The organism is Pseudomonas fluorescens (assembly GCF_019212185.1).
Classification (GTDB): Bacteria; Pseudomonadota; Gammaproteobacteria; order Pseudomonadales; family Pseudomonadaceae; genus Aquipseudomonas.
Window position 1 is genome coordinate 1,789,905 of the sequence record NZ_CP078138.1, and the last position, 22,331, is coordinate 1,812,235.

The 22,331-nt window shown below is 61.4% G+C and carries 19 protein-coding genes; 10 read left to right on the plus strand and 9 right to left on the minus strand.

What is annotated here, in order from left to right:
- Positions 1-233: 233 nt before the first annotated feature.
- The 4 genes from KW062_RS07945 to KW062_RS07960 form a co-directional block, all read right to left on the minus strand.
- Complete coding sequence (locus KW062_RS07945) at positions 234-917, minus strand: peptidase E (protein ID WP_105754312.1); 684 nt, start codon at positions 915-917, stop codon at positions 234-236.
- A gap of 247 nt (positions 918-1,164) precedes the next feature.
- Positions 1,165-2,343, minus strand: coding sequence for a vWA domain-containing protein (locus KW062_RS07950; RefSeq protein ID WP_027619210.1), 1,179 nt, complete (start codon positions 2,341-2,343; stop codon positions 1,165-1,167).
- 12 nt (positions 2,344-2,355) lie between these two features.
- Complete coding sequence (locus KW062_RS07955; protein WP_027619209.1) at positions 2,356-3,201, minus strand: AAA family ATPase; 846 nt, start codon at positions 3,199-3,201, stop codon at positions 2,356-2,358.
- Positions 3,202-3,343: 142 nt separating this feature from the next.
- Positions 3,344-4,417 carry a DUF748 domain-containing protein gene (locus KW062_RS07960; protein WP_027619208.1) on the minus strand — a complete coding sequence of 358 codons (1,074 nt, stop codon included), beginning with the start codon at positions 4,415-4,417 and terminating at the stop codon, positions 3,344-3,346.
- 127 nt (positions 4,418-4,544) lie between these two features.
- Here KW062_RS07960 and cysK point away from each other — a divergent pair, with 127 nt between their 5' ends.
- From cysK to KW062_RS07975, 3 genes are all read left to right on the plus strand, one after another.
- On the plus strand, positions 4,545-5,519 hold the full coding sequence (cysK, locus tag KW062_RS07965) for a cysteine synthase A (RefSeq protein WP_027619207.1): 975 nt from the start codon (positions 4,545-4,547) through the stop codon (positions 5,517-5,519).
- Positions 5,520-5,715: 196 nt separating this feature from the next.
- Positions 5,716-6,654 (plus strand): aspartyl/asparaginyl beta-hydroxylase domain-containing protein, encoded by a 939-nt coding sequence (locus tag KW062_RS07970; protein WP_027619206.1) that lies wholly within the window; start codon positions 5,716-5,718, stop codon positions 6,652-6,654.
- 396 nt (positions 6,655-7,050) lie between these two features.
- Positions 7,051-7,914 carry a DMT family transporter gene (locus KW062_RS07975; protein ID WP_105754313.1) on the plus strand — a complete coding sequence of 288 codons (864 nt, stop codon included), beginning with the start codon at positions 7,051-7,053 and terminating at the stop codon, positions 7,912-7,914.
- Between the two features lie 18 nt (positions 7,915-7,932).
- Here KW062_RS07975 and KW062_RS07980 read toward each other — a convergent pair whose 3' ends face one another.
- From KW062_RS07980 to KW062_RS07995, 4 genes are all read right to left on the minus strand, one after another.
- Complete coding sequence (locus KW062_RS07980; RefSeq protein ID WP_027619204.1) at positions 7,933-8,877, minus strand: LysR family transcriptional regulator; 945 nt, start codon at positions 8,875-8,877, stop codon at positions 7,933-7,935.
- A gap of 69 nt (positions 8,878-8,946) precedes the next feature.
- Entirely contained in the window at positions 8,947-10,479 is a 1,533-nt protein-coding gene (locus KW062_RS07985) for a tripartite tricarboxylate transporter permease (RefSeq protein WP_027619203.1), read from the minus strand.
- Positions 10,476-11,009 carry a tripartite tricarboxylate transporter TctB family protein gene (locus tag KW062_RS07990; protein WP_027619202.1) on the minus strand — a complete coding sequence of 178 codons (534 nt, stop codon included), beginning with the start codon at positions 11,007-11,009 and terminating at the stop codon, positions 10,476-10,478. Before KW062_RS07990 ends, KW062_RS07985 begins: the two co-directional genes overlap by 4 nt.
- A gap of 60 nt (positions 11,010-11,069) precedes the next feature.
- Positions 11,070-12,083, minus strand: coding sequence for a Bug family tripartite tricarboxylate transporter substrate binding protein (locus KW062_RS07995; RefSeq protein WP_027619201.1), 1,014 nt, complete (start codon positions 12,081-12,083; stop codon positions 11,070-11,072).
- Positions 12,084-12,464: 381 nt separating this feature from the next.
- Here KW062_RS07995 and KW062_RS08000 point away from each other — a divergent pair, with 381 nt between their 5' ends.
- The 7 genes from KW062_RS08000 (at position 12,465) to KW062_RS08030 (ending at position 21,320) form a co-directional block, all read left to right on the plus strand.
- Positions 12,465-13,799, plus strand: coding sequence for an MFS transporter (locus tag KW062_RS08000; protein WP_105754314.1), 1,335 nt, complete (start codon positions 12,465-12,467; stop codon positions 13,797-13,799).
- Complete coding sequence (locus KW062_RS08005) at positions 13,792-14,760, plus strand: amidohydrolase family protein (RefSeq protein ID WP_027619199.1); 969 nt, start codon at positions 13,792-13,794, stop codon at positions 14,758-14,760. Before KW062_RS08000 ends, KW062_RS08005 begins: the two co-directional genes overlap by 8 nt.
- Entirely contained in the window at positions 14,757-15,761 is a 1,005-nt protein-coding gene (locus KW062_RS08010) for a 4-hydroxythreonine-4-phosphate dehydrogenase PdxA (protein ID WP_105754315.1), read from the plus strand. Before KW062_RS08005 ends, KW062_RS08010 begins: the two co-directional genes overlap by 4 nt.
- A gap of 352 nt (positions 15,762-16,113) precedes the next feature.
- Positions 16,114-17,439 (plus strand): MFS transporter, encoded by a 1,326-nt coding sequence (locus KW062_RS08015; RefSeq protein WP_027619197.1) that lies wholly within the window; start codon positions 16,114-16,116, stop codon positions 17,437-17,439.
- Positions 17,440-17,472: 33 nt separating this feature from the next.
- Positions 17,473-18,648 (plus strand): L-rhamnonate dehydratase, encoded by a 1,176-nt coding sequence (locus tag KW062_RS08020; protein ID WP_027619196.1) that lies wholly within the window; start codon positions 17,473-17,475, stop codon positions 18,646-18,648.
- 53 nt (positions 18,649-18,701) lie between these two features.
- Positions 18,702-19,697, plus strand: a complete 996-nt coding sequence (gene araD1, locus KW062_RS08025) for an AraD1 family protein (protein ID WP_105754316.1) — start codon at positions 18,702-18,704, stop codon at positions 19,695-19,697.
- A gap of 42 nt (positions 19,698-19,739) precedes the next feature.
- Positions 19,740-21,320, plus strand: a complete 1,581-nt coding sequence (locus KW062_RS08030) for an aldehyde dehydrogenase (NADP(+)) (protein ID WP_027619194.1) — start codon at positions 19,740-19,742, stop codon at positions 21,318-21,320.
- A 10-nt stretch (positions 21,321-21,330) separates the two neighbouring features.
- Here KW062_RS08030 and KW062_RS08035 read toward each other — a convergent pair whose 3' ends face one another.
- Positions 21,331-22,227 carry a DMT family transporter gene (locus KW062_RS08035; RefSeq protein ID WP_105754317.1) on the minus strand — a complete coding sequence of 299 codons (897 nt, stop codon included), beginning with the start codon at positions 22,225-22,227 and terminating at the stop codon, positions 21,331-21,333.
- Positions 22,228-22,331: the final 104 nt, after the last annotated feature.

Below are 22,331 nucleotides of genomic sequence, written 5' to 3' on the forward strand. Positions count from 1 at the left end.
GGAGCCAGCCTGCTGGCGATGGGGCCGGCACATTCAATCGCTGCAGCGCCTGACACTCCGCCATCACTAGTCCGCCAACGAGAGGCTGGCCCGCACCTTGGTGACCAGCTTTCTGACCTTCAGCCTTTGTATCGACCGGAGAAAGTCGTTGGCCGCGCCGAGCTGTCGATTGCTTGCTAGAGCTTGGCGTAATGACTGGGCAACTGCGGCGTACGATTACGGCAACGCTCCGATCACAACCGCGTTACGTGGGGCTGTTGCACGGTGATTGCGTAACCGCTGCAAGTGGCGTTATTGCGGAGGGTTTTGTGATAACTACCATTTTTGAAGTGCAACGCGATGCCGTCATCGACGGCGTAGGCAGGATTAATCTGATGGTTGCAGATTAGTTCGACAAAGGAAGTCTCTCGCCCCTCTTCTGAATTGAAATGCGGACACAGCGCGCCGCGGAGCAAGCCCAGTCCATGGACCAACGCGAACGCACCACCAGAATCCGAGTGGCCGAAATCGAACCAGCATATGGCGCCAGCGCTGACGCCACTTAGAATCTTGCCCTGGTCCCTGGCTTCTTTCAAAAGGGCGATAACACCGAACTCCCGCCACACCGCCAACATCGCGCGGGTATTACCACCGGCGACGTAAATGACGTCGGCCTTCTCGAACATCGAAGAAATTTTCTGCGCGTGGGGGAAGGGTGGGGTGAAGAGTGCAAGTGCAGTGACCTTACAGCCTGCCCCTGCATACTTGCTTTTGAAGTCTGAGATCTTCAGCGGGTCATCGCCGTTGGCAGTGGGGATGTAGAGGACTACGGGCGCCTTTTTTCCGGTTAACGAAATGATGTATTCATCAATCGGCGTCATGCACTTCACATCGTTATCGGACTCACCGCCTATAACAATGATATTCATATCCGGCATGCGCTCAACCCCGTTATTTTAAAGGCCAAGGCAATACTATTCGCCGATGTTGATGGTTTGTTAAGTCAGTGTGATCCCGTGTTTGAAGTAAATTTTCCAATTGTTCTGAGGGGGGATTCCTACAAGGTAGGCAAGGTTTATAAAAAGCATCGCTGGCAGGCTCCCACAAGGGATCTGCGGTGGATGCCGATCTTGTGGTCGACCAGAACCCCTGTAGGAGCCAGCCTGCTGGCGATGGCTGCGCCGCTTACTTGGACAAAAACCGCATCCCTTCCTCCAACCCGCGCAAGGTCAGGGGGAACATCTGGTCTTCGATCAGATCGCGGACGATGCCGGTCGAGGAGGTGTAGTTCCAGGTGTCTTTCGGGTAGGGGTTGATCCAGATGAGCTTCTTGTATTTCTCCATGAAGCGCTGCATCCAGACATAGCCGGGTTCTTCGTTCCAGTGCTCGACGCTGCCGCCGGCCTGGGTGATTTCGTAGGGGGCCATGGCGGCGTCGCCGACGAAGATCACTTTGTAGTCGGCGCCGTACTTGTGCAGCAGGTCCATGGTCGAGGTGCGCTCTGAGCCGCGACGCATATTGTTCTTCCACACCGATTCATAAATGAAGTTGTGGAAGTAGAAGTACTCCAGGTGCTTGAACTCGGTCTTGCAGGCCGAGAACAACTCCTCGCAGATCTTCACGTGGGCGTCCATCGAGCCGCCGATGTCGAACAGCAGCAGCAACTTGATGGTGTTGCGCCGCTCCGGGCGCATCTGGATGTTCAGCAGGCCGGCATCGCGGGCGGTGTGGTCGATGGTGCCGTCGATGTCCAGCTCTTCCGCCGCGCCCTGGCGAGCGAATTTGCGCAGGCGACGCAGGGCCACCTTGATGTTGCGCGTGCCCAGTTCGACCTGGTCATCGAGGTTCTTGTACTCGCGCTGATCCCAGACCTTGACCGCCTTGCCCTGGCGCTTGCCGGCATCGCCGACGCGAATGCCTTCCGGGTTGAAACCGCCGGAGCCGAACGGGCTGGTGCCGCCGGTGCCGATCCACTTGTTGCCGCCGGCGTGGCGTTCTTTCTGTTCTTCGAGACGCTTCTTGAACTCTTCGATCAGCTTGTCGAGGCCGCCGAGGGACTGGATCTGCGCCCGCTCTTCATCCGTCAGCGAGCGCTCGAATTCCTTGCGCAACCAGTCTTCGGGAATTAATGCCTGCAGGTGATCGTCGAGTTTTTCCAGGCCGTTGAAGTACGCGCCGAACGCCCGGTCGAACTTGTCGTAATGCCGCTCATCCTTGACCAGAATCGCCCGCGACAAGTAATAGAACTCGTCCATGTCGGCGAAGGTCACGCGCTGTTTCAACGCGTTGATCAGGTCCAGCAGCTCGCGCACCGAGACTGGCACCTTGGCGGCGCGCATTTCATTGAACAGGTTGAGCAACATGGCATCAGTCTCTTAACGGGTGCCGCGACGGCTCATGAACGCCAGGCGCTCGAGCAGTTGCACGTCCTGTTCGTTTTTCACCAGGGCACCGGCCAGCGGCGGAATGGCCTTGGTCGGGTCGCGCTCGCGCAGCACCGCTTCGCCGATGTTGTCGGCCATCAGCAGCTTCAGCCAGTCGACCAATTCCGAGGTCGAAGGTTTTTTCTTCAGGCCGGGCACCTTGCGCACGTCGAAGAACACATCCAGCGCTTCGCTGACCAGGTCTTTCTTGATGTCCGGGTAGTGCACGTCGACGATCTTTTGCAGGGTCGGGCGGTCCGGAAAGGCGATGTAGTGGAAGAAGCAGCGGCGCAGGAAGGCGTCCGGCAGCTCTTTCTCGTTGTTGGAAGTAATGATGATGATCGGGCGCTGCTTGGCCTTGATGGTCTCGTCGATTTCGTAGACGTAGAACTCCATTTTGTCGAGTTCTTGCAGCAGGTCGTTGGGGAACTCGATGTCGGCCTTGTCGATTTCGTCGATCAGCAGGATCACCCGCTCCTCGGACTCGAAGGCCTCCCACAGCTTGCCTTTTTTCAAGTAGTTGCGGATGTCATGCACCTTGTCCACGCCCAGTTGCGAGTCGCGCAGACGGCTCACCGCGTCATACTCGTACAAGCCCTGGTGGGCCTTGGTGGTGGACTTGATGTGCCAGGTGATCAGGCGGGCGCCAAAGGATTCGGCCAGTTGCTCGGCGAGCATGGTCTTGCCGGTGCCCGGCTCGCCCTTGACCAGCAACGGCCGCTCCAGGGTGATGGCGGCGTTGACAGCCAGCTTCAGGTCATCGGTGGCGACGTACGCGCGGGTGCCTTCGAACTTCATCGGTAATTCCTCGAACGGTAACGCCGACCTGCGCCGGGCAGGGCGGGACAAGTAAATGCAATAGCCGACTATAACGCGGCGCCTGGTCGAGTGGGAACGCAGACGGCTTATTCAGTCTCTGAATGGAGCGTCACATGATGACTCAGTCAGGCGTCGGCTTGGGCTGCTCGTAGCGGGCGTTAAAGGCCTGGATGAAACCGTTGCGCAGGATCTGCAGAAAAGCCTGAAAGGCGCTGACCTCCTGGTTGTGCACGCTGCCACTGAGTTCGACGCGGGTGGCAAACTGGTTTTTCGGCTGGTTCTTCAGCAGATTTTCGCTGGTGCCCACCAGCGCCTCCCAGACCGAGCGGAAGATGCTTTTCTTCTCGTTCTGCACGTCCTGTTGCCAGTTGAACACCTCGACATCGCGCAGCAATGGCTTGATGTAACCCTTGAGCTGGCCTTTGTTGGCCTGGGCCTCGATCACCACATCGCCGTGGCCGGCATTGAAGTCGAACTTGCCGTAGGCGGAGGCGAAGTCATTGAGGCGCTTGAGTTCGATGTCCTTGACCCGCAGGCGGAATTCGAACTCCTCGAAATTGCTCAGCGGGTCAAAGGTCGCGGTGCTTTCCAGCGGCGCATGCCCCAGCAGTTGCGCCTTGCCCTCGAAGCGCGCGTCGCGCCGGCCCTTGAGGTCGACCACGTTGGTCAGGTTATAGAGGCTGGCGTTGACCTGGGTGGCCTGCATATTCACCGGTGGCTTGGAGTTGAAGTTGTGGAAGCTGATTTTGCCGTCGTTGATACGCACTTCATCAAGGGTGATCGGCAGCAACTTGCTCAACTGCGCGCGCCAGTCGGTGCCCTGACCGGTCTGCGACGACGCTTTGTTACCGCCGTCGACGAAATTCAGCTCCGGGTTGACGAATTGTGCACGCGCCACCACGGCGTGGTCGTACCACAGCGAATGCCAACTGACGGCGAGCTCGATCAGCGGCGCCTTGAGGAACGGCACCGGTACTTTGCCCTGGACCTTGACGATCTGCAGCCCGTTGATCCGGTAGGCGCCACGCCACCACGCCAAGTCAACGTCGGTAATCTGGCCGCGATAGTCGCCCATGTCGGCGAGTTTGTCGTTCAGGTAGTCGCGCACCAGGTAGGGCAGGGCAATGTGCAGGGTCACCAGCAAGAGCACGATGGCAGCCAGCGTCCAGAGCGGCCAGCGGTATCGACGTTTCATGGCGTCTCCCTCGGGAATGTCTAAAACGGTGGACTACACGCCGGCGCAGACGTTCGTCCCGACTGGACGCACAGGAGTGCGAGGCATACCCTTGGACGCTTCTTCAACGCTGTACAAGGACCCAGCCATGAGCCGTATTTTTGCTGACAACGCCCACTCCATCGGCAATACGCCGCTGGTGCAGATCAACCGCATCGCGCCGCGTGGCGTGACCATCCTGGCCAAGACCGAGGGGCGCAACCCGGGTTACTCGGTGAAGTGCCGGATCGGCGCGAACATGATCTGGGACGCTGAAAGCAGCGGCAAACTCAAGCCGGGCATGACCATTGTCGAACCGACCTCGGGCAACACCGGTATCGGTCTGGCCTTCGTCGCGGCAGCGCGTGGCTACAAGCTGATGCTGACCATGCCGGCCTCGATGAGCATCGAACGGCGCAAGGTCCTCAAGGCGCTGGGCGCAGAACTGGTTCTGACTGAACCGGCCAAGGGCATGAAGGGCGCGATCGACAAGGCCGCGCAAATCCTCGCCAGCGATCCGTCGCGCTACTTTATGCCGCAACAGTTCGAGAACCCGGCCAACCCGGCCATTCACGAGAAAACCACCGGTCCGGAAATCTGGAACGATACCGACGGCGCGGTGGATGTACTGGTGGCCGGCGTGGGCACCGGCGGTACCATTTCCGGCGTCTCGCGTTATATCAAGTTGACCCAGGGCAAGCCGATTCTGTCGGTTGCAGTGGAACCTGTGGCTTCGCCAGTGATCAGTCAATTTATGGCCAATGAGGAAATCAAGCCGAGCCCGCACAAGATCCAAGGCATCGGTGCCGGGTTCGTGCCGAAGAACCTTGATGTGGCGATGGTCGATCGGGTGGAACTGGTCAGTGACGACGAATCCAAAGCCATGGCCCTGCGCCTGATGCAGGAAGAAGGCATTCTCTGCGGGATTTCTTCCGGCGCAGCGATGGCCGTGGCGGTACGTCTGGCCGAGACCCCGGAAATGCAGGGCAAGACCATTGTGGTGATCCTGCCGGACTCGGGTGAGCGCTACCTGTCGAGCATGTTGTTCAGTGACCTGTTCACCGAGCAGGAGAATCAGCAGTAATCCAAGGTTGATGGGTTTGGGGGTGGCGTCAGCAGGCGTTCAGCAGGCTTGTGTTAACAAGCTTTTTGTTGCGCAGCCCTCAATACTGAATGTACAGATGTGCGGTTTATCTTTCGGCTACTAATGTGGATTATGGCCGCCTGCCACGTCGGGTAAATGGCGATGCGCAGTGAAGTTTTTTCTCAAGGAGTGTTGCATGAGCTTTTCTTTTGCCGCCAAGGCCTCACTGTTGCTGCTGTTTATCGGCAGCACGCTTTATGTGCACTTGCGTGGCAAGGCGCGGTTGCCGGTGCTTCGGCAATTCGTCAACCACTCGGCGTTGTTCGCCCCCTATAACGCGCTGATGTACCTGTTTTCCGCAGTGCCGTCCAAGCCGTACCTGGACCGCAGCAAGTTTCCCGAACTGGACGTCCTCAAGGACAACTGGCAGGTCATTCGCGAAGAGGCCATGCACCTGTTCGACGAGGGCTATATTCGCGCCGCCGAAAAAAACAACGACGCCGGCTTCGGTTCGTTCTTCAAGAAGGGCTGGAAGCGTTTCTACCTGAAGTGGTACGACAAGGCCCTGCCATCGGCCGAGACCCTGTGCCCGCGCACGGTCGAACTGGTCAACAGCATTCCCAATGTCAAAGGCGCAATGTTCGCCCTATTGCCCGGCGGCAGCCACCTCAACCCGCACCGTGACCCCTTCGCGGGCTCCCTGCGTTATCACCTGGGATTGTCGACGCCGAACTCGGATGACTGCCGGATCTTTGTCGACGGTCAGGAATACGCCTGGCGCGATGGCGAAGACGTGATGTTCGACGAAACCTACGTGCACTGGGTCAAGAACGAAACCGAGCAGACCCGGGTGATCCTGTTCTGCGACATTGAGCGGCCCCTGAGCAATCGCCTGATGACTCGCCTCAATCGCTGGGTCAGCGGCCTGCTGGGACGCGCCACCGCGCCGCAGAACCTGGACGATGAGCGCGTCGGCGGAATCAACCGGGCCTATGCCTGGAGCAAGAACTCCAGCGACAAGTTCAGCGCCGCGTTCAAACAATGGAAACGCCGCAATCCCAAGCTCTACCGCGTCCTGCGCCCGGTGTTGGCGGTGGTGGTGTTGACGGTGTTGGGGTATTGGTTGTTTGGGTAAAAGCCCCAGCTCCTACAAGTAGGGTGGTGAGCACCAAGCCCATTTCAATAGCACCCATCGCAATCATTGCAAAACCTATCCAGCGCTGGTTATAGTCAGCGCTCTTGTATCCACCCTCATCAAAAGATCAGCCCATGCCAGCATCCCCTCTCAACGCGGTAGTCGATTCAGCGGTCAACGCTGGCGTCGTGCCGTGCGGGAATCAGCAGCCTGCGCAGATCAGTCACTACCCCCCTCCTGTCAGTCGCACTCCAGTGTGCGCGGTGGTGTCCCCACCGGGTGTTGGCGTCTCGGGCTGATCAGCGCTCCTTGCTGATTCCTGTGCCTGCCTGAACCAAAAAAACTGAATTTCAGCTACGGCTGAGTTGGCTTATTGCCTGATGACAGGTGGTTTTCATGTTGCACATTTCGAAAAAATCCGCGCTTGCGGCGGCCTCTACGAGCCTGTTCGTTTTGCTCTGGAGCAGTGGGGCGATCTTCTCCAAGTGGGGCCTGGCCCACGCTTCGCCCTTTGCCTTTCTGTTGATCCGCTTCGCCATCGCCCTGTGCGGCCTGGTGCTGTTGGTGCCGTTGCTCAAACTCAAGTTGCCTCGAGGACGCAAGCCGATGCTCTATGCGGCGGCGACCGGCCTGGTGCTGCTGGGCGCTTATCAGATCTTTTATCTGCTGGCGCTGGACCTCAAGGTCACCCCGGGGGTCATGGCGACGATCATGGGGGTCCAACCGATCCTCACCGTGGTGCTGATGGAGCGTCAGCGTTCCTGGAGTCGGATGTTCGGCCTGGCGCTGGGTCTGGCCGGGTTGATCATGGTGGTGTACCAGAGCATCGGCCTGGCCGGTATGTCCCTGGCCGGGATGTTGTTCGGGTTGCTGGCGCTGCTGAGCATGACCGCCGGTTCGATCATGCAGAAAAACATCACCCGCGATCCCCTTGGCACGCTGCCGGTGCAGTACCTGGCCGGGCTGTTGCTATGCGGGGTGTTCGTGCCGTTCCAGCCATTCCACTTCGAGCACAGCGCAGGGTTTTTCCTGCCGGTGTTGTGGATGGGCCTGGTGGTGTCGGTGGGGGCGACCCTGCTGTTGTACCGGCTGATCGCTCGCGGCAATCTGGTCAATGTCACCAGCCTGTTCTATCTGGTGCCGGCGGTGACGGCGGTGATGGACTACCTGATCTTCGGCAATCGCCTGGCGCTGTTGAGCCTGTTGGGCATGGCGCTGATTATCGTCGGTTTGGTGTTTGTGTTCCGTAGACCGAGCTGAGGCTGGCCGGGCCCGGTTTCAGGCCGGGCTCGTCCCATGCTCGGCGCGTACCGAATTCATGAAGGCCTGCATGGCCGAGGACTGGATGCGGTGGCGCCGGGTGATGAGGCCGAACGGTGGCAGGCGGGCTTCGAATTTGATGGGCAACACTGCCAGCAAATCGCGGCCGGCGTAGTCTTCGACCACCGACACCGGGGTGACGCCGAGCATGTCGGTCTGCTGGATCAGCGACAACAGGGTCATGATCGAGGTGGTTTCGACGATGCTGCTGGGGATGTCGACCCGGGCATTGTGGAATACCTGGTTGATGATCGAACGCATCGGGCTGGGTTGCTGTTGCAGGACCCAGGTCATGTTTTGCAGTTCGGCCCAACTCAGGTGCGTGGCTTGCGCCAGCGGATTCTGCGCACCGGCGATGACGCACAAGGCTTCCTCGCCGAGGCTGTCGAAGAGCAATTCTTCGGCCCGTGCCCCGGCGGGAATCCGACCCAGCACGATGTCCAGTTGGTCCTGCAGCAGGGCCTGCACCAGCACGTCGCTGGTGTCGACCTGGATGCTCATGGACAGCCGTGGATGGCTTTGCTTCAAAGTGGCGATGGTGCGGGTCAGCAGGCCCGAGGCCAGGGCCGGGATCGCCCCCACCGCGACTCGTCCGAGGTTGCCCGACTCCAGCGCCACCAATTCTTCTCGCATACCGCTGAGTTCGGCGAAGACCATGCGCGCGTAGTAGATCACCGTCTCGCCGAACGGCGTAGCACGCATGCCCCGCGGCAGGCGTTCGAACAGCTCGACGCCGAGCAGATCCTCGGCTTCGTGAAGCATCTTGGTGGCGGCCGGCTGGGTCATGCCGATATGGTCGGCAGCGCGGCGCAAAGAACCGAACTCCTGCAGGGCCAGCATCAGGCGCAGTTGACGCAGGCGCAGGCGACTGTGGATCACGTTGGCATCAGGAATTCGGGTCATGGGCCGTGCTCGCAGAAAAGACTGCGGCAAGCCTGACAACAAATGCCAGGCGTTGCCAGTCTTGCGGTGTCACAGCGCCGATTTAGTGCGCTTGGCCACGTGCGCTTTACGCAAGCCGAGGACGCTCTGCAGCGCTTTGGAAATCAGCGGCCAGAACAGCATCAGCAGGGCGGCGGTAGTCAGGCTGCCGACCAGCGGATTGGACCAGAAGATCCCCAGTTGCCCGTCGGAAAACAGCATCGACTGGCGGAACGCATCCTCGGCCTTGTCTCCCAGCACGGCGGCCAGCACCAGCGGGGCGATCGGGTAGCCAAGCTTCTTGAACAGGTAGCCGAGTGCGCCGAAGCCCAGCATCAACACCACGTCGAAGAACGAGTTGTGCACCGAGTAGGCGCCAATGGCGCAGACCATGATGATAATCGGCGCGATGATCGAGAATGGGATGCGCAGGATCGAGGCGAACAGCGGCACTGTGGCCAACACCACCAGCAGGCTGACCACGTTACCCAGGTACATGCTGGCAATCAGGCCCCAGACAAAATCGTGTTGCTCGACGAACAGCGTCGGCCCCGGGTGCAGGCCCCAGATCATCAGGCCACCGAGCATTACCGCGGCGGTCGCCGAACCGGGAATACCGAGGGTCAGCATCGGCAGCAGGGCGCTGGTCCCTGCGGCGTGGTCGGCGGTTTCCGGGGCAATCACGCCTTCGAGTTCGCCCTTGCCGAAGTTGTCGCGGTTCTTCGAGAAACGCCGCGCCAGGCTGTAACTCATGAACGAAGCGGCGGTGGGGCCACCCGGCGTAATGCCCATCCAGCAACCCACCAGGGTACTGCGCAGGATGGTCCACCAATAGCGCGGCAGGCGCGCCCAGGTGCGCAGGATTACCATCGGCGTGATGCGTGCATGTTCGCCACGGAACACCAGGCCTTCTTCCACGGTGCAGAGGATTTCGCCGATGCCGAACAGGCCGATCACCGCCACCTCGAAACTGATGCCGGTCATCAGCATTGGCTGGTCGAAGGTCAGGCGCAGGTTGCCGGAAACGGTGTCCATGCCGACGGCAGCCATGGCGAAGCCGATCATCATGGCCACCACGGTTTTCAGTGGCGGATTCTTGCTCATGCCAATAAAGGTGCAGAACGCCAAAAGGTACACCGCGAAGAACTCCGGAGAACTGAAGGACATGGCGAACTCGGCGATCCGGGTCGACAGGAAGGTCAGTAGCAACACCCCCGCCAGCGCACCGATCAACGCCGAACTGAAAGCGGCAGTGAGGGCTTCGGCGGCACGACCTTCGCGGGCCATCGGGTAGCCGTCGAAGGTGGTCGCCACCGATGAGGGCTCGCCGGGTATGTTGAACAGGATCGAGGTGATCGAACCGCCGAACAACGCCCCCCAGTACATGCACGACAACAGAATGATCGCCGACACCGGCGACATGGTGAAGGTCAGTGGCAGCAACAGTGCCACGCCATTGGGGGCGCCGAGACCGGGCAACACGCCGACCAGGATGCCCAGCAGCACGCCGACCACCATAAGGCCGATGTGGCCCGGGGTGAGGATCAGGTTCATGCCTTGCAGCAGGGAATCGAACTCGCTCATTTGAAATTTCTCCCGGCCAGGGCAATCCAGTCGCCCATGGGGCCGGCATCCAGCGGCACCTTGAACCACAATGCGAAAATCAGGTAGCTGGCCAGCACCGCGCCGAGCGACACGCTGCCAATCACCCATTTGCCGTAGGGTTTGACGCGAACCTTATCGCGCCACATGAACCAGGCGATGAAGCACGCCGAGGCCAGATAGATGCCGGTGAACGGCATGGCGAAGACAAACAGGGCAATAGGCACGAACACCGACAGCACTTGCTTGAACGCGCTGCGGCTGACGAATGCCACGCTTAGCGCCTGCCAGCGCACGCGGGTCAGTACCGCATTGGCGACGCTGGCGGCGGTCAGCAACAGGCCAATGTAGAACGGGAAGTAGCCGGGCTCAGGGCCGGCGTCGCCCCAGCCGATACCCTGTTCGACGCTGCCGAACATCACGACCACGCCAATCAGTGCGGTGAAAACGGCCAGGCCAAGCTCGACCCAGCGAGTGCCGACCAGCGACGATGAATCCGAAGAATGGGACATGCAAACACCTCCAACGGGTGACGGTCATGCGCTGCGCGGCAGGGCACGACCGTGGATCACTCAGTTACGCAGCCAGCCGGCCTCTTTGAACACCGGGGTGACGCGGGCGGTGTCTTTCTCGATATAGGCGGTCAATGGCTCACCTTCGAGGAAGGTCGGCACCAGTGCGTTTTGCGTGATGTAGGCCTTGAACTCGGGGGTTTGCGTAACTTTGCGCATCAGTTCGACATAAAACGCCTGCTGTTCGGCGGTGACTTCGCCGGGCATGAACACGGTGCGCGGGAAGCGATATTGATCGATGCCCAAGCCTTGCTCGTGGCATGTCGGGATGTCGGCCCAGGCTTTGCCACCGGCGACTTTCTCGGTGTAGCCCATGCGCTCCTTGCTGAACACACAGAGCGGTTCGACCTGGTCGCCGCGCCATTGGCTGATGCTTTCGGCGGGGTTGTTGACGTTCGCGGCGATGTGCTTGCCGGCCAGTTGAGTCGCGGCTTCGCTGCCGCTCTTGAACGGGATGTACACCAGTTTGCTGTTGTTGGTCTGGTTCAGCAGCAGGGTCAGGGTCTGGTCGACGTCCTTGGACTGGCTGCCACCCATGCGCAGTTTTGAAGGATCGCTTTTCACCGCTTCATAGAAGCCCTTGGCATCGCTCCATGGCGCGCCCTTGTAGCTCCAGAGAATGAAATCGTCCTCGGCGAGAGCGGCCACCGGGGTCAGTTCCTGCCATTGATAGCCGAGCTTGGAGACCAGCGGCAGCAAGTAGATGTTATTGGTGCCGATCACCAGTTTGTCGGGGTCGCCCTTGGCCATTTTCAGGTCGAGGAAGGCTTCGGCACCGTTGCCGCCGCCCTTGTTCAGGACAATGGTGTTGACGTCGAGGAACTTGTGGGTGGTGATGATCGACTGGATCAACCGCCCCAACTGGTCAGTGCCGCCACCGGGGCCGCCGGCGACGACGATTTCCACGTTTTTGTCCGGTTGCCAGGCGTGGGCGAGGGTGGGAAGAGCACCGGCGCACAGCAGGGTGCAACCGAGCAACAGGCGTGACGTGCGACGAACGAACGTTGTGCGCATGGAGAATGCCTCTTTCTTGTAGTTGTTATGAGTGGCTTGTCAGTGGCCAGGAGCCGCAAGCCTGGCCCGAGTGTGGGAACGAGCGCCGCCCACGTCTACTCAAAACAATACATACACCGATAGCCTGGAGTTATCGGTCGCCCGGAGGGGGAGCGCCGCAGAGCGCCAAGAGTGGTGGGGCAGACACATTTTGTTGGACAGTCGCAAGGTTCCCGGCGCGCTGAAAGGCTGACGAAAGTCCGGCATGCCATAACCTGAGGGTATCGCCGTATTTCAAGTTTTGATTAGACGGTTATCGGTAAGCCTTCGATAGTGCTCATCAGGCGTAACTGACAACGGTGGCGCCCAGCGCTCACAACAATAATAAAAGAGGTACGCACCATGGCTCGTCCCAGTGCATCCCTGCACCTGCCTGACGCAGATGCCGCAACCCCGTCAGCGTTTACGCCCAGCACGGCGCGCGCCAGCAGCGTGCGCTGGCGGATTTTCGCGATCATCTTTGCCCTGACCATGGTCAACCTGATCGACCGTGTGTCGCTGTCCATCGCCATGCCCACCATCGCCGAAGAATTCTCGCTGTCGCCGAGCATGCAGGGGCTGATCCTCAGCAGTTTCTTCTGGGCCTACGCGCTGTTGCAGATTCCCGGTGGCTGGTTGATCGACCGCTTCGGACCGCACAAGGTCATCAGTTGGTCGACCGGCTTGTGGGGCACCTTCCAGGTGTTGGCGGCCTTTGCCACCGGCGGGCTGTCATTGCTGTTCGCCCGGGTGGCCCTGGGCGCGGCCGAGGCGCCGTTGTTTCCCTCCGGCGGCAAACTGATTTCCCTGTGGCTGGCACCCAGCGAACGCAGCCGCGGCGCGGTACTGATGGACAGTGGCAGTCCATTGGGCGTGGCGCTGGGCGGGCTGATCATTGCCTACCTGATTGCTTCCCTGGATTCCTGGCGGCTGGCATTCGTGATTGCCGGGATTGCCACCCTGGTACTGGCCTGGCTGGCGCGTCGCTACCTGCGTGACGACCCGGCCAGCCACGCCCAGGTCAATGCCGCGGAGCTGGACAAGATCAATGCCGGGCGCGCTACACCGGCGGCAGAAGCAGCGCGGGCACCGGTCAAGGGCCTGGGGATTGCCGCCCGTTCCCTGAGTGGTCTGCTGATTGGCCGCGCCAGTTGGGCGATGGTCTACTTCGGCCTGCTGACCTGGGGCCCGAGTTACCTGGCACAGGCTCGCGGTTTCGATATCAAGGGCATTGGCGCGGCGACATTCGTGATTTTTGTCTGCGGCGCGCTGGGCTCGCTGACCGGTGGGTTTCTCTGCGATGGGCTGATCCGCAAGGGCGTTAGCCGCGGTGTGGCGGTCAAGAGCCTGCTGGCGTTTTCCGGGCTGGTGGCGCTGGGCGCGTTCCTTTTGCTGCCGACCCTGAGCAACCCGTTTGCCGCCGTCGCGTTACTGGCCATGACCGCGTTTTTCCTGATGTGGGGCAGCCTCTACTGGAGTTTCCCAGCGCTACTCGCGGCACCGGCGCGGGTCGGGCTGATTGGCGGGGTCATGAACATGGCCGGCAGCACCGGCGGTATCGCGGTGCCGATCCTGGTGGGGGTGATCCTGCAACTGTCCGGTGGTTTTGCGCCGGTACTGGGGTTCTTCGCGGCGTGCTCGGCGATCTTTGTCTTCGCCACTCTGTTCATCAGCCTTGACGAGGTGCGCCATGCCTGAGCAATCCACCAGCCTGTGGGACGGTCCGATCATTGACGCCCATCATCACTTCTGGGACCCCTCGATCAACCACCACCCGTGGCTCACGCCGCAGGCCAACATTGCCTTTCGCTACGGCGACTACAGCGCGATCAAGCGGCGCTATTTTCCCGAGGACTACTTCGCCGATGCAGCCCCGCACCGGGTGGTGCAGACCGTGTACGTCGAGACCGAATGGGATCCCACCGACCCGATTGGCGAGACCCGTTTCGTCGAGCAACTGGCCGCCCGCTACGGCGTGCCCAATGCCGTCGTCGCGCAAGCCTGGCTCGACCATCCAGACGCCATCGCTCTGCTCAGCGAACAGGCATCGTTCCCCTGCGTGCGCAGTGTCCGACACAAACCTGGCGGGCCGTCGACGCCGCAGCAGGTGGGCCAGTCGCGCAGCCTGATGAGTGATGAGCACTGGCGTCGCAGCTATGCCGCGCTCGAAGGGCTGGGCCTGCATTTCGACTTGCAGACACCCTGGTGGAACCTGCTGGAAGCCGAGCACCTGGCGCGGGATTTTCCCGCAACCACGCTGATCCTCAACCACGCCGGCCTGCCCAGCGATCGCAGCGAGCACGGCTTGCAGGCCTGGCACCGGGCAATGTCGAGCCTGGCGCAATGGCCGAACGTGCAGGTGAAGATTTCCGGCTTGGGGCAGGGCGGCAAACCCTGGCGCGTCGAGGACAACGCCTGGATCGTCAACGAGGTGATCGCCATGTTCGGCGCCGAACGTGCGATGTTTGCCAGCAACTTTCCGGTGGACAGCCTGTGCGGCTCATTCGACGGCATCTACAGCGGTTTCAAACACATCGTGCGTGATCGGTCAGCGAGCGATCAGCAGCACTTGTTCTACAGCAATGCGCAGCGTGTCTACCGCTGTGAATCCAACGCCATTGACCTGACACGGCCCGAACCACTGAGGAGTGAAGCATGAGTAAATCGACCATTGCCATGGTCCTGGGCGACCCCGCCGGGATCGGTCCGGAATTGATCGCCCGGCTGCTGGCCGACGCGCAAGTGCGCGGTCAGGCCAATGTGATCCTGATTGCCGACGAGGCCGAGATGCGCCGAGGTATGCGCATCGCCGGGGTCGAGTTTCCCTATCGGCGCATCGACGCGCTGGAGCAGATGTCGTTCACCGATGACACACCGCTGTTCTATGATTTTCGCGGTGCGGCGGTGGGCGAGTTTCCGCGCAGTGAGGCCAGTGTGATCGGCGGCCGCTACAGCCTCGATACCCTGGAAGTGGCGCTGCGCCTGACCCAGGCCGGGACCACCGATGCGGTGCTGTTCGGGCCGTTGAACAAGACGTCGCTGCACATGGCCGGCATGGCTCACAACGACGAGCTGCATTGGTTTGCCGAGCTGCTGGATTTCCATGGGCCGTTCTGCGAGTTCAATGTGCTGGACAATCTCTGGACCTCGCGCGTGACTTCCCACGTCGCCCTCTCCGAGGTGCCGGGCATGCTCAGTCAGGAGCGCGTGCTGGAAGCCATCCAACTGATCGACACCGCGCTCAAGCGCAACGGTCTGCAACGCCCGCGCATCGGCGTGTGCGGACTCAACCCGCACAATGGTGACAACGGCTCCTTCGGCCGTGAGGAACTGGACATCATCGGCCCGGCGGTGAAAACGGCACAGGCCCTGGGCATTGCCGCCGACGGTCCTTATCCCGGCGACACGATCTTTCTCAAGGTCCAGGGCGATGCCAGTGCCTTCGACGCGGTGGTGACCATGTACCACGATCAGGGCCAGATCGCGATCAAACTGATGGGCTTCTCCCGTGGAGTGACCGTGCAGGGCGGCTTGCCGATACCGATCACCACCCCGGCCCATGGCACCGCCTTCGACATCTCCGGCCAGGGCAAGGCCAACCCCGGTGCAATCCGCCAGGCCTTTGAAATCGCCTGTCGAATGGGTGCCCATCGGCACTGATCGCCGAACCTCGAAAAGCATAAACCCTGTGGGAGCGGGCTTGCCCGCGATTGCGCTCTGTCAGTCGATAGTGTTGTCGACTGACGCAGCCTGATCGCGGGCAAGCCTGCTCCCATTTTTTTCGCATCAAGTGATAACCCGATGTGAAAAGTAACCCCCTGTTCCTATCACTCCTGGTTATCGCCGGATACGCATAAGTGATTATTCGCTGTCGTCTGGTCTGGCTAAAGTCGCTGCATCGCCAGAGCCGGGATTGCCCTTACCACCCCCTCTCGACTCATGCGAAAAACAACGACAAAAAGCCCGCCTTGTTCTTCCGCAAGGCATATACCGGCAGTTAAGGAACACGCTTATGACCCGTCCAGATTCCGTCCAGGCACTCGCCAGCGCCATTTCCAAAAGTCGGCTGCGCTTGCTGCCCTTCCTGATCCTGATGTACATCCTGGCGTTCATCGACCGCTCCAACGTCGGCTTTGCCAAGGCTGCCTTGCAGGCCGATACCGGTCTGGGCGATGCGGCGTTTGCCTTCGGTGCGAGCATTTTCTTCATCGGCTATGCGTTCTTCGAAGTGCCGAGCAATTACATGCTGCACCGTCTCGGCGCCAAGGTCTGGCTGTGCCGCATCATGGTCACCTGGGGCCTGGTGTCGGCGGCCATGATGTTCGCCCACAACGCCGAAACCTTCTACGTCCTGCGCTTCTTGCTGGGCGTCGCGGAAGCTGGTTTCTTCCCGGGCATCATCCTTTACCTCACCTATTGGTTCCCGGCTCAGAGCCGTGGCCAGGCGCTCGGCCTGTTCTACTTCGGCCTGCCGCTGGCGCTGGTATTGGGCAGCCCGCTGTCTGGCTGGCTGCTGGAGTTCCACGGGGTGTTTGGCCTGACCAACTGGCAGTGGCTGTTCGTGGTCGAAGGCCTGATGGCTTCCGTAGTTGGCATCGCGGCCTACTTCTATCTGGTCAATCGTCCGGCGGAGGCGAGCTGGCTGAGCGCCGACGAGAAGCAGGCGTTGCAAACGGCGCTGGCCGATGAAGACGCGCAGAAAAAAGACAGCAGCCCTCATGGTTTCCTCAGTGCGCTGCGCAACCCTCGGGTGCTGCAGTTCTGTGTGGCCTACTTCACGATCCAGATGAGCGTGTACGGCGTGGTGTTCTACCTGCCGACCCGGATTGCCGGCCTGCTCGATGGTCACGTCGGTCTTAACGTTGGCCTGATCACTGCGATTCCGTGGATCTGCGCCCTGGTGGTCACCCGCATCGTCACCCGCTACGCCGATCGGAGTGGCCAGCACCGGCGCCTGGCGGTGTGCATGTTGACCATGGCGGCGTTGGGTATTGCCACTTCGGCACTGGGCAGCAGCATGGTCCCGGTCGTCCTCGCGTTCTGCTTCGCCGCCGCTGGATTCGTCGCCGTGCAACCACTGTTTTGGACCATTCCCACCAGCTACCTCAGTGGTGCTGCCGCGGCCGGCGGTATCGCCCTGATCAACTCGATTGGCAACCTCGGCGGCTTCGTCGCGCCGAACCTGAAAACCGTTATGGAAAACCAGTTCGCCGATCCGCGTGCCGGCATGTTCGCCCTGGCACTGGTAGGCATTCTCGGCGCCATCCTGCTGTCGCGTCTTCGCACCACTCATACACCCGCGTCCCCTTCGCAGCTCACACCGGCTCAGGTCGGCTGATCATTTATCCCGTATTGGCAAGGAACTGAATTCATGAAAATCAAAGCGATCCGTACCCGTGTCTTCGAATGGAAAGGCAAGGTCGTGCCACCGCAAGCGCATTTCTGCACCAACGCCAGCGACATCCTGTTCGAGCGTGGCGATGCCATGGGCTCCTTCCGTTTCCACGGCTGGCTGGTGGTGGAAGTCGAGACAGACAGCGGCATCGTTGGCATCGGTAACTGCGCCCTGGCGCCGCGTGTGGCCAAGGAAATCATCGACACCTACCTGGCCCCGATCGCCATCGGCGAAGACCCGTTCGACAACGAGTACATCTGGCAGAAGATGTACCGTCAAAGCCATGCCTGGGGTCGCAAGGGCATTGGCATGGCGGCGATCTCGGCGATCGATATCGCGATCTGGGACATCATGGGCAAGGCGGTGAATAAGCCGGTATTCAAGCTGCTCGGCGGACGCACCAAGGAAAAGATCTGGACCTACGCCTCCAAGCTCTACGCCAACGACAACCTCGACCTGTTCCTGGAAGAAGCCCAGGGCTATCTGAACCAGGGTTTCACGGCGCTGAAAATGCGCTTCGGCTACGGCCCGAAAGACGGCCCGGCAGGCATGCGCAAGAACATCGAACAGGTGCGCGCCCTGCGTAAGCTGGCCGGGCCGGACGTCGACATCATGCTCGAATGCTACATGGGCTGGACCCTGGAATACGCACGCCGGATGCTGCCGAAACTCGCCGAATTCGAACCGCGCTGGCTCGAAGAACCAGTGATCGCCGACGACATCGAGGGTTATATCGAGCTGAAGAAGATGGGCATCATGCCGATCTCCGGCGGCGAGCACGAATTCACCTCCTACGGCTTCAAGGACCTGCTGGAGCGTCGTGCTGTCGACGTGATTCAGTACGACACCAACCGGGTCGGCGGCATCACCGCGGCGCGCAAGATCAACGCCATGGCGGAAGCCTGGTCGGTGCCGGTGATCCCTCACGCCGGGCAGATGCACAACTATCACCTGACCATGTCCACCACCGCTTCGCCGATGGCCGAGTTCTTTCCGGTGTTCGACGTCGAGGTCGGCAACGAACTCTTCTATTACGTGTTCAAGGGCGAGCCGCAGCCGGTCAACGGTTACATCCAGCTCGACGACAACAAACCGGGCCTGGGCCTGGAAATCTCCGATGAATACCTGAGCGACTTCAACATCATCGAATGATCTTGCGGCGCCGCTTTCGGGCGGCGCTGACCACGACTTACTGGAGGGCCGACATGCGCCTGATTCAATTCGAAAATAGTGCCGGCGAACGCCAGGTCGGCCTCGTCGACGGCAACCGGGTTCAGGTACTCAACAACACCCGCAGCACCCGTGAACTGGCACTCGCGGCCATCCGCGCGCAACGCAGCCTGCAGGACGAGGTTGCGCGGCGGGGCACCGAGCCCGGGCCGGACTATGCGCAGTTGCTGCGTGACGGCCAGGTCTTGCCACCGCTCGACCATGAGGACCCGGCCCACTGCCTGATCAGCGGCACTGGCCTGACGCACCTGGGCAGCGCTTCGGCGCGAGACAAGATGCACCAGCAGGAAGGCGCGGTCGAAGCCGGCATGACTGACACCATGCGCATCTTCAAATGGGGCCTGGAAGGCGGTAAGCCGGCGGCCGGCCAAGTCGGTGCGCAACCGGAGTGGTTCTACAAGGGCGACGGCAGCATTGTCGTGCGTCCGGGGGCGGACTTCCCGGTGCCGCCGTTCGCCGAGGATGCCGGTGAAGAGCCGGAGCTGACCGGCCTGTACGTGATCGGCGACGACGGTCTGCCGTATCGCCTCGGCTATGCCCTGGGCAATGAGTTCTCCGATCACGTCATGGAACGCCGCAACTACCTGTATCTCGCCCATTCGAAACTGCGGTACTGCGCCTACGGTCCGGAACTGCGGGTCGGCGAGTTGCCTCGGCACCTGGCAGGCACCAGTCGCATTACCCGCAATGGCGAAGTGTTGTGGGAGAAAGAGTTTCTCAGTGGCGAGGACAACATGTGCCACAGCCTGGCCAACCTCGAATACCACCACTTCAAGTACGCGCAGTTCCTGCGGCCGGGGGATGTCCATGTGCATTACTTCGGCACCGCTACCCTGTCGTTCGCCGACGGGGTCAGAACCCAGCCCGGCGATCGCTTCCTGGTCAGCCTCGATGCCTTCGGCGCGCCGCTGGAAAACGGTATCGGTGAAAGCGCTCAGCCGCTGGCCATCGGTCAGGTGCGCGCACTCTGAGTCTTCAACTTCCGGCGCCTGGCGCCGGCCAAGGAATCTGTCATGACCTCGCAACTGGGACACAACTACATCGGCGGCCGACGCAGCGGCGAAGGCAACGTGCGCCTGCAAAGCCTCGACGCCAGCACCGGCGAGCCGTTACCGGGCGACTTCCACCAGGCCAGTGCCAATGAAGTGGATGCCGCGGCTCGGGCTGCGGCTGCCGCGTACCCGCTGTACCGCAACCTGAGCGCGGAGCGCCGCGCACAATTTCTCGATGCAATTGCCGATGAGATCGATGCCCTGGGCGATGAATTCGTTGCCACCGTGTGCCGCGAGACCGCCTTGCCGGCTGCACGCATCCAGGGGGAACGGGGCCGCACCAGTGGCCAGATGCGCCTGTTCGCCAAGGTCTTGCGCAGGGGCGACTTTTACGGCGCGCGCATCGATCGTGCGCTGCCGGAGCGTCAGCCGTTGCCGCGTCCGGACCTACGGCAGTACCGCATCGCGCTCGGCCCGGTGGCGGTGTTCGGCGCGAGTAACTTCCCGCTGGCGTTTTCGACCGCCGGCGGCGATACCGCCTCGGCCCTGGCGGCAGGTTGCCCGGTGGTGTTCAAGGCCCACAGCGGACACATGGCGACTGCCGAGTGGGTGGCAGATGCGATTATCCGCGCCGCTGAGCGCTGCGACATGCCGGCCGGCGTGTTCAATATGATCTACGGCGGGGGCGTCGGTGAGTGGCTGGTCAAGCATCCGGCGATTCAGGCCGTCGGTTTCACCGGATCGCTCAAGGGGGGCAATGCCCTGGGCCAGATGGCGGCGAGCCGGGCGCAACCGATCCCGGTGTTCGCTGAAATGTCGAGCATCAACCCGGTGTTCCTGTTGCCCGAGGCGCTCCAGGTGCGTGGCGAGCAGATTGCCGCGCAATTGGCCGGTTCAGTGACCCTGGGCTGCGGCCAGTTCTGTACCAATCCAGGGCTGATTATCGGCCTGCGTTCCCCACAGTTCAGCGCGTTCCTCCAACAGTTCAGCGCCAACATGCAGCAACAGCCGGCGCAGACCATGCTCAATGCCGGCGCACTGGACAGCTATCGCCATGGCCTTGGCGAGTTGCACGGCCATCCCGGCCTGACGCATCTGGCGGGCCAGCCGCAACAGGGCAGCCAGGCCCAGCCGCAACTGTTCAAGGCGGACGTGAGCCTGCTGCTCAATGGCGAAGCGCTGTTGCAGGAAGAGGTCTTTGGCCCTGCCACCATCGTCATCGAAGTTGAAGACGCAACGCAGTTGGCTGCTGCCTTGCAGGGTTTGCGCGGGCAATTGACCGCGACCTTGATTGGCGAAGCCGAAGAGTTGTTGGCGTACCGTTGGCTCGCTGAGTCGTTGCAGGAGAAGGTCGGCCGGATCCTGCTCAATGGCTACCCAACCGGCGTCGAAGTCTGCGAGGCGATGGTCCATGGTGGACCTTATCCGGCCACTTCGGATGCACGCGGGACATCGGTCGGGACCCTGGCCATCGAGCGCTTCCTGCGTCCGGTGTGTTTCCAGAACTACCCGGATGCCTTACTGCCTGAAGCCCTGCAAAACGCCAATCCGCTGGGGATTCGGCGCCTGGTGGATGGCGAGATGAGTGAGCAGGCCTGGTGAGCCCGGCGATTCAGGGACGAATCGCCCTCCGCGCCGGACGCAACACCAGCCACAACGCTGCGCCGATCAACACCCCGCCATACAGATGCGCCAGCGACAGTGGCTCGCCGAGAAACAGCGCGCCCCACAGCACGCCGAACGGCGGGATCATGAAGGTCACAGTCATCGATTTGACTGGGCCGATGGCGCTCAGCAGGCGGAAGTAAAGGATGTAGGCAAACGCCGTGCAGCCCAGGCCCAGTCCCAGCAACGACAGCCAGACCTGCCAGCCACCCCAGCTGGCGGGCGGCTGAATGATGGCGCTGTAGGTGAACAACGGCAGCAGCAACAAGGTGGCGCCGAGCATGCTGCCCAGGGCCGAGAGGCGGCTGTCGAGACCGCCTTGCTGGTCGAGCCAGCGCCGTGCGAGGAAGCCGGCAAAGCCATAGCAGGTGGTCGCCAGCAGGCAGGCGAGGGCACCCATCAACAGTTCTGCGTCGAAGGCCACCGTCCCGGCACGGGTGAGGATCGCCACGCCAAACAGGCCGAGAGCGAGCCCGGCGAGTTTCGACAGGCTCAGCCGCTCATGGAAAAACAGGCCACCGATCAGTACACCCATCAATGGGGTGGTCGCGTTGAAGATTGCCGAGTAACCGGCGGGCAGCACCTGGGCGGCCACTGAATACATGGTCGCGGGTATCCCCGAGTTGATCACCCCGAGCAACAGCACGGTTTTGAACTTGCCGCGAAAATCCCACGAGGTGCGCATCAGCACCAGGATCACCAGCAGGCCGCCGGCGGCAATCGACACCCGGAAGAACGCGGTGGGAATAGTGCCAATCTCCGGAGCGACGATGCGCATGAACAGAAAGCTCGCGCCCCAGATGGCGGCAAGCGACAACAAACGCAGAATATCGACGGGGTTCACAGCGCGTTCCTTCCTTAATCAGCGCGCCAGTGTCGCCGTCCGTCCCGGTCAAGGCAATGGTTGCGTTGCGTAACAATTGACCTCTAAGCTCAGCCTCCAACGAC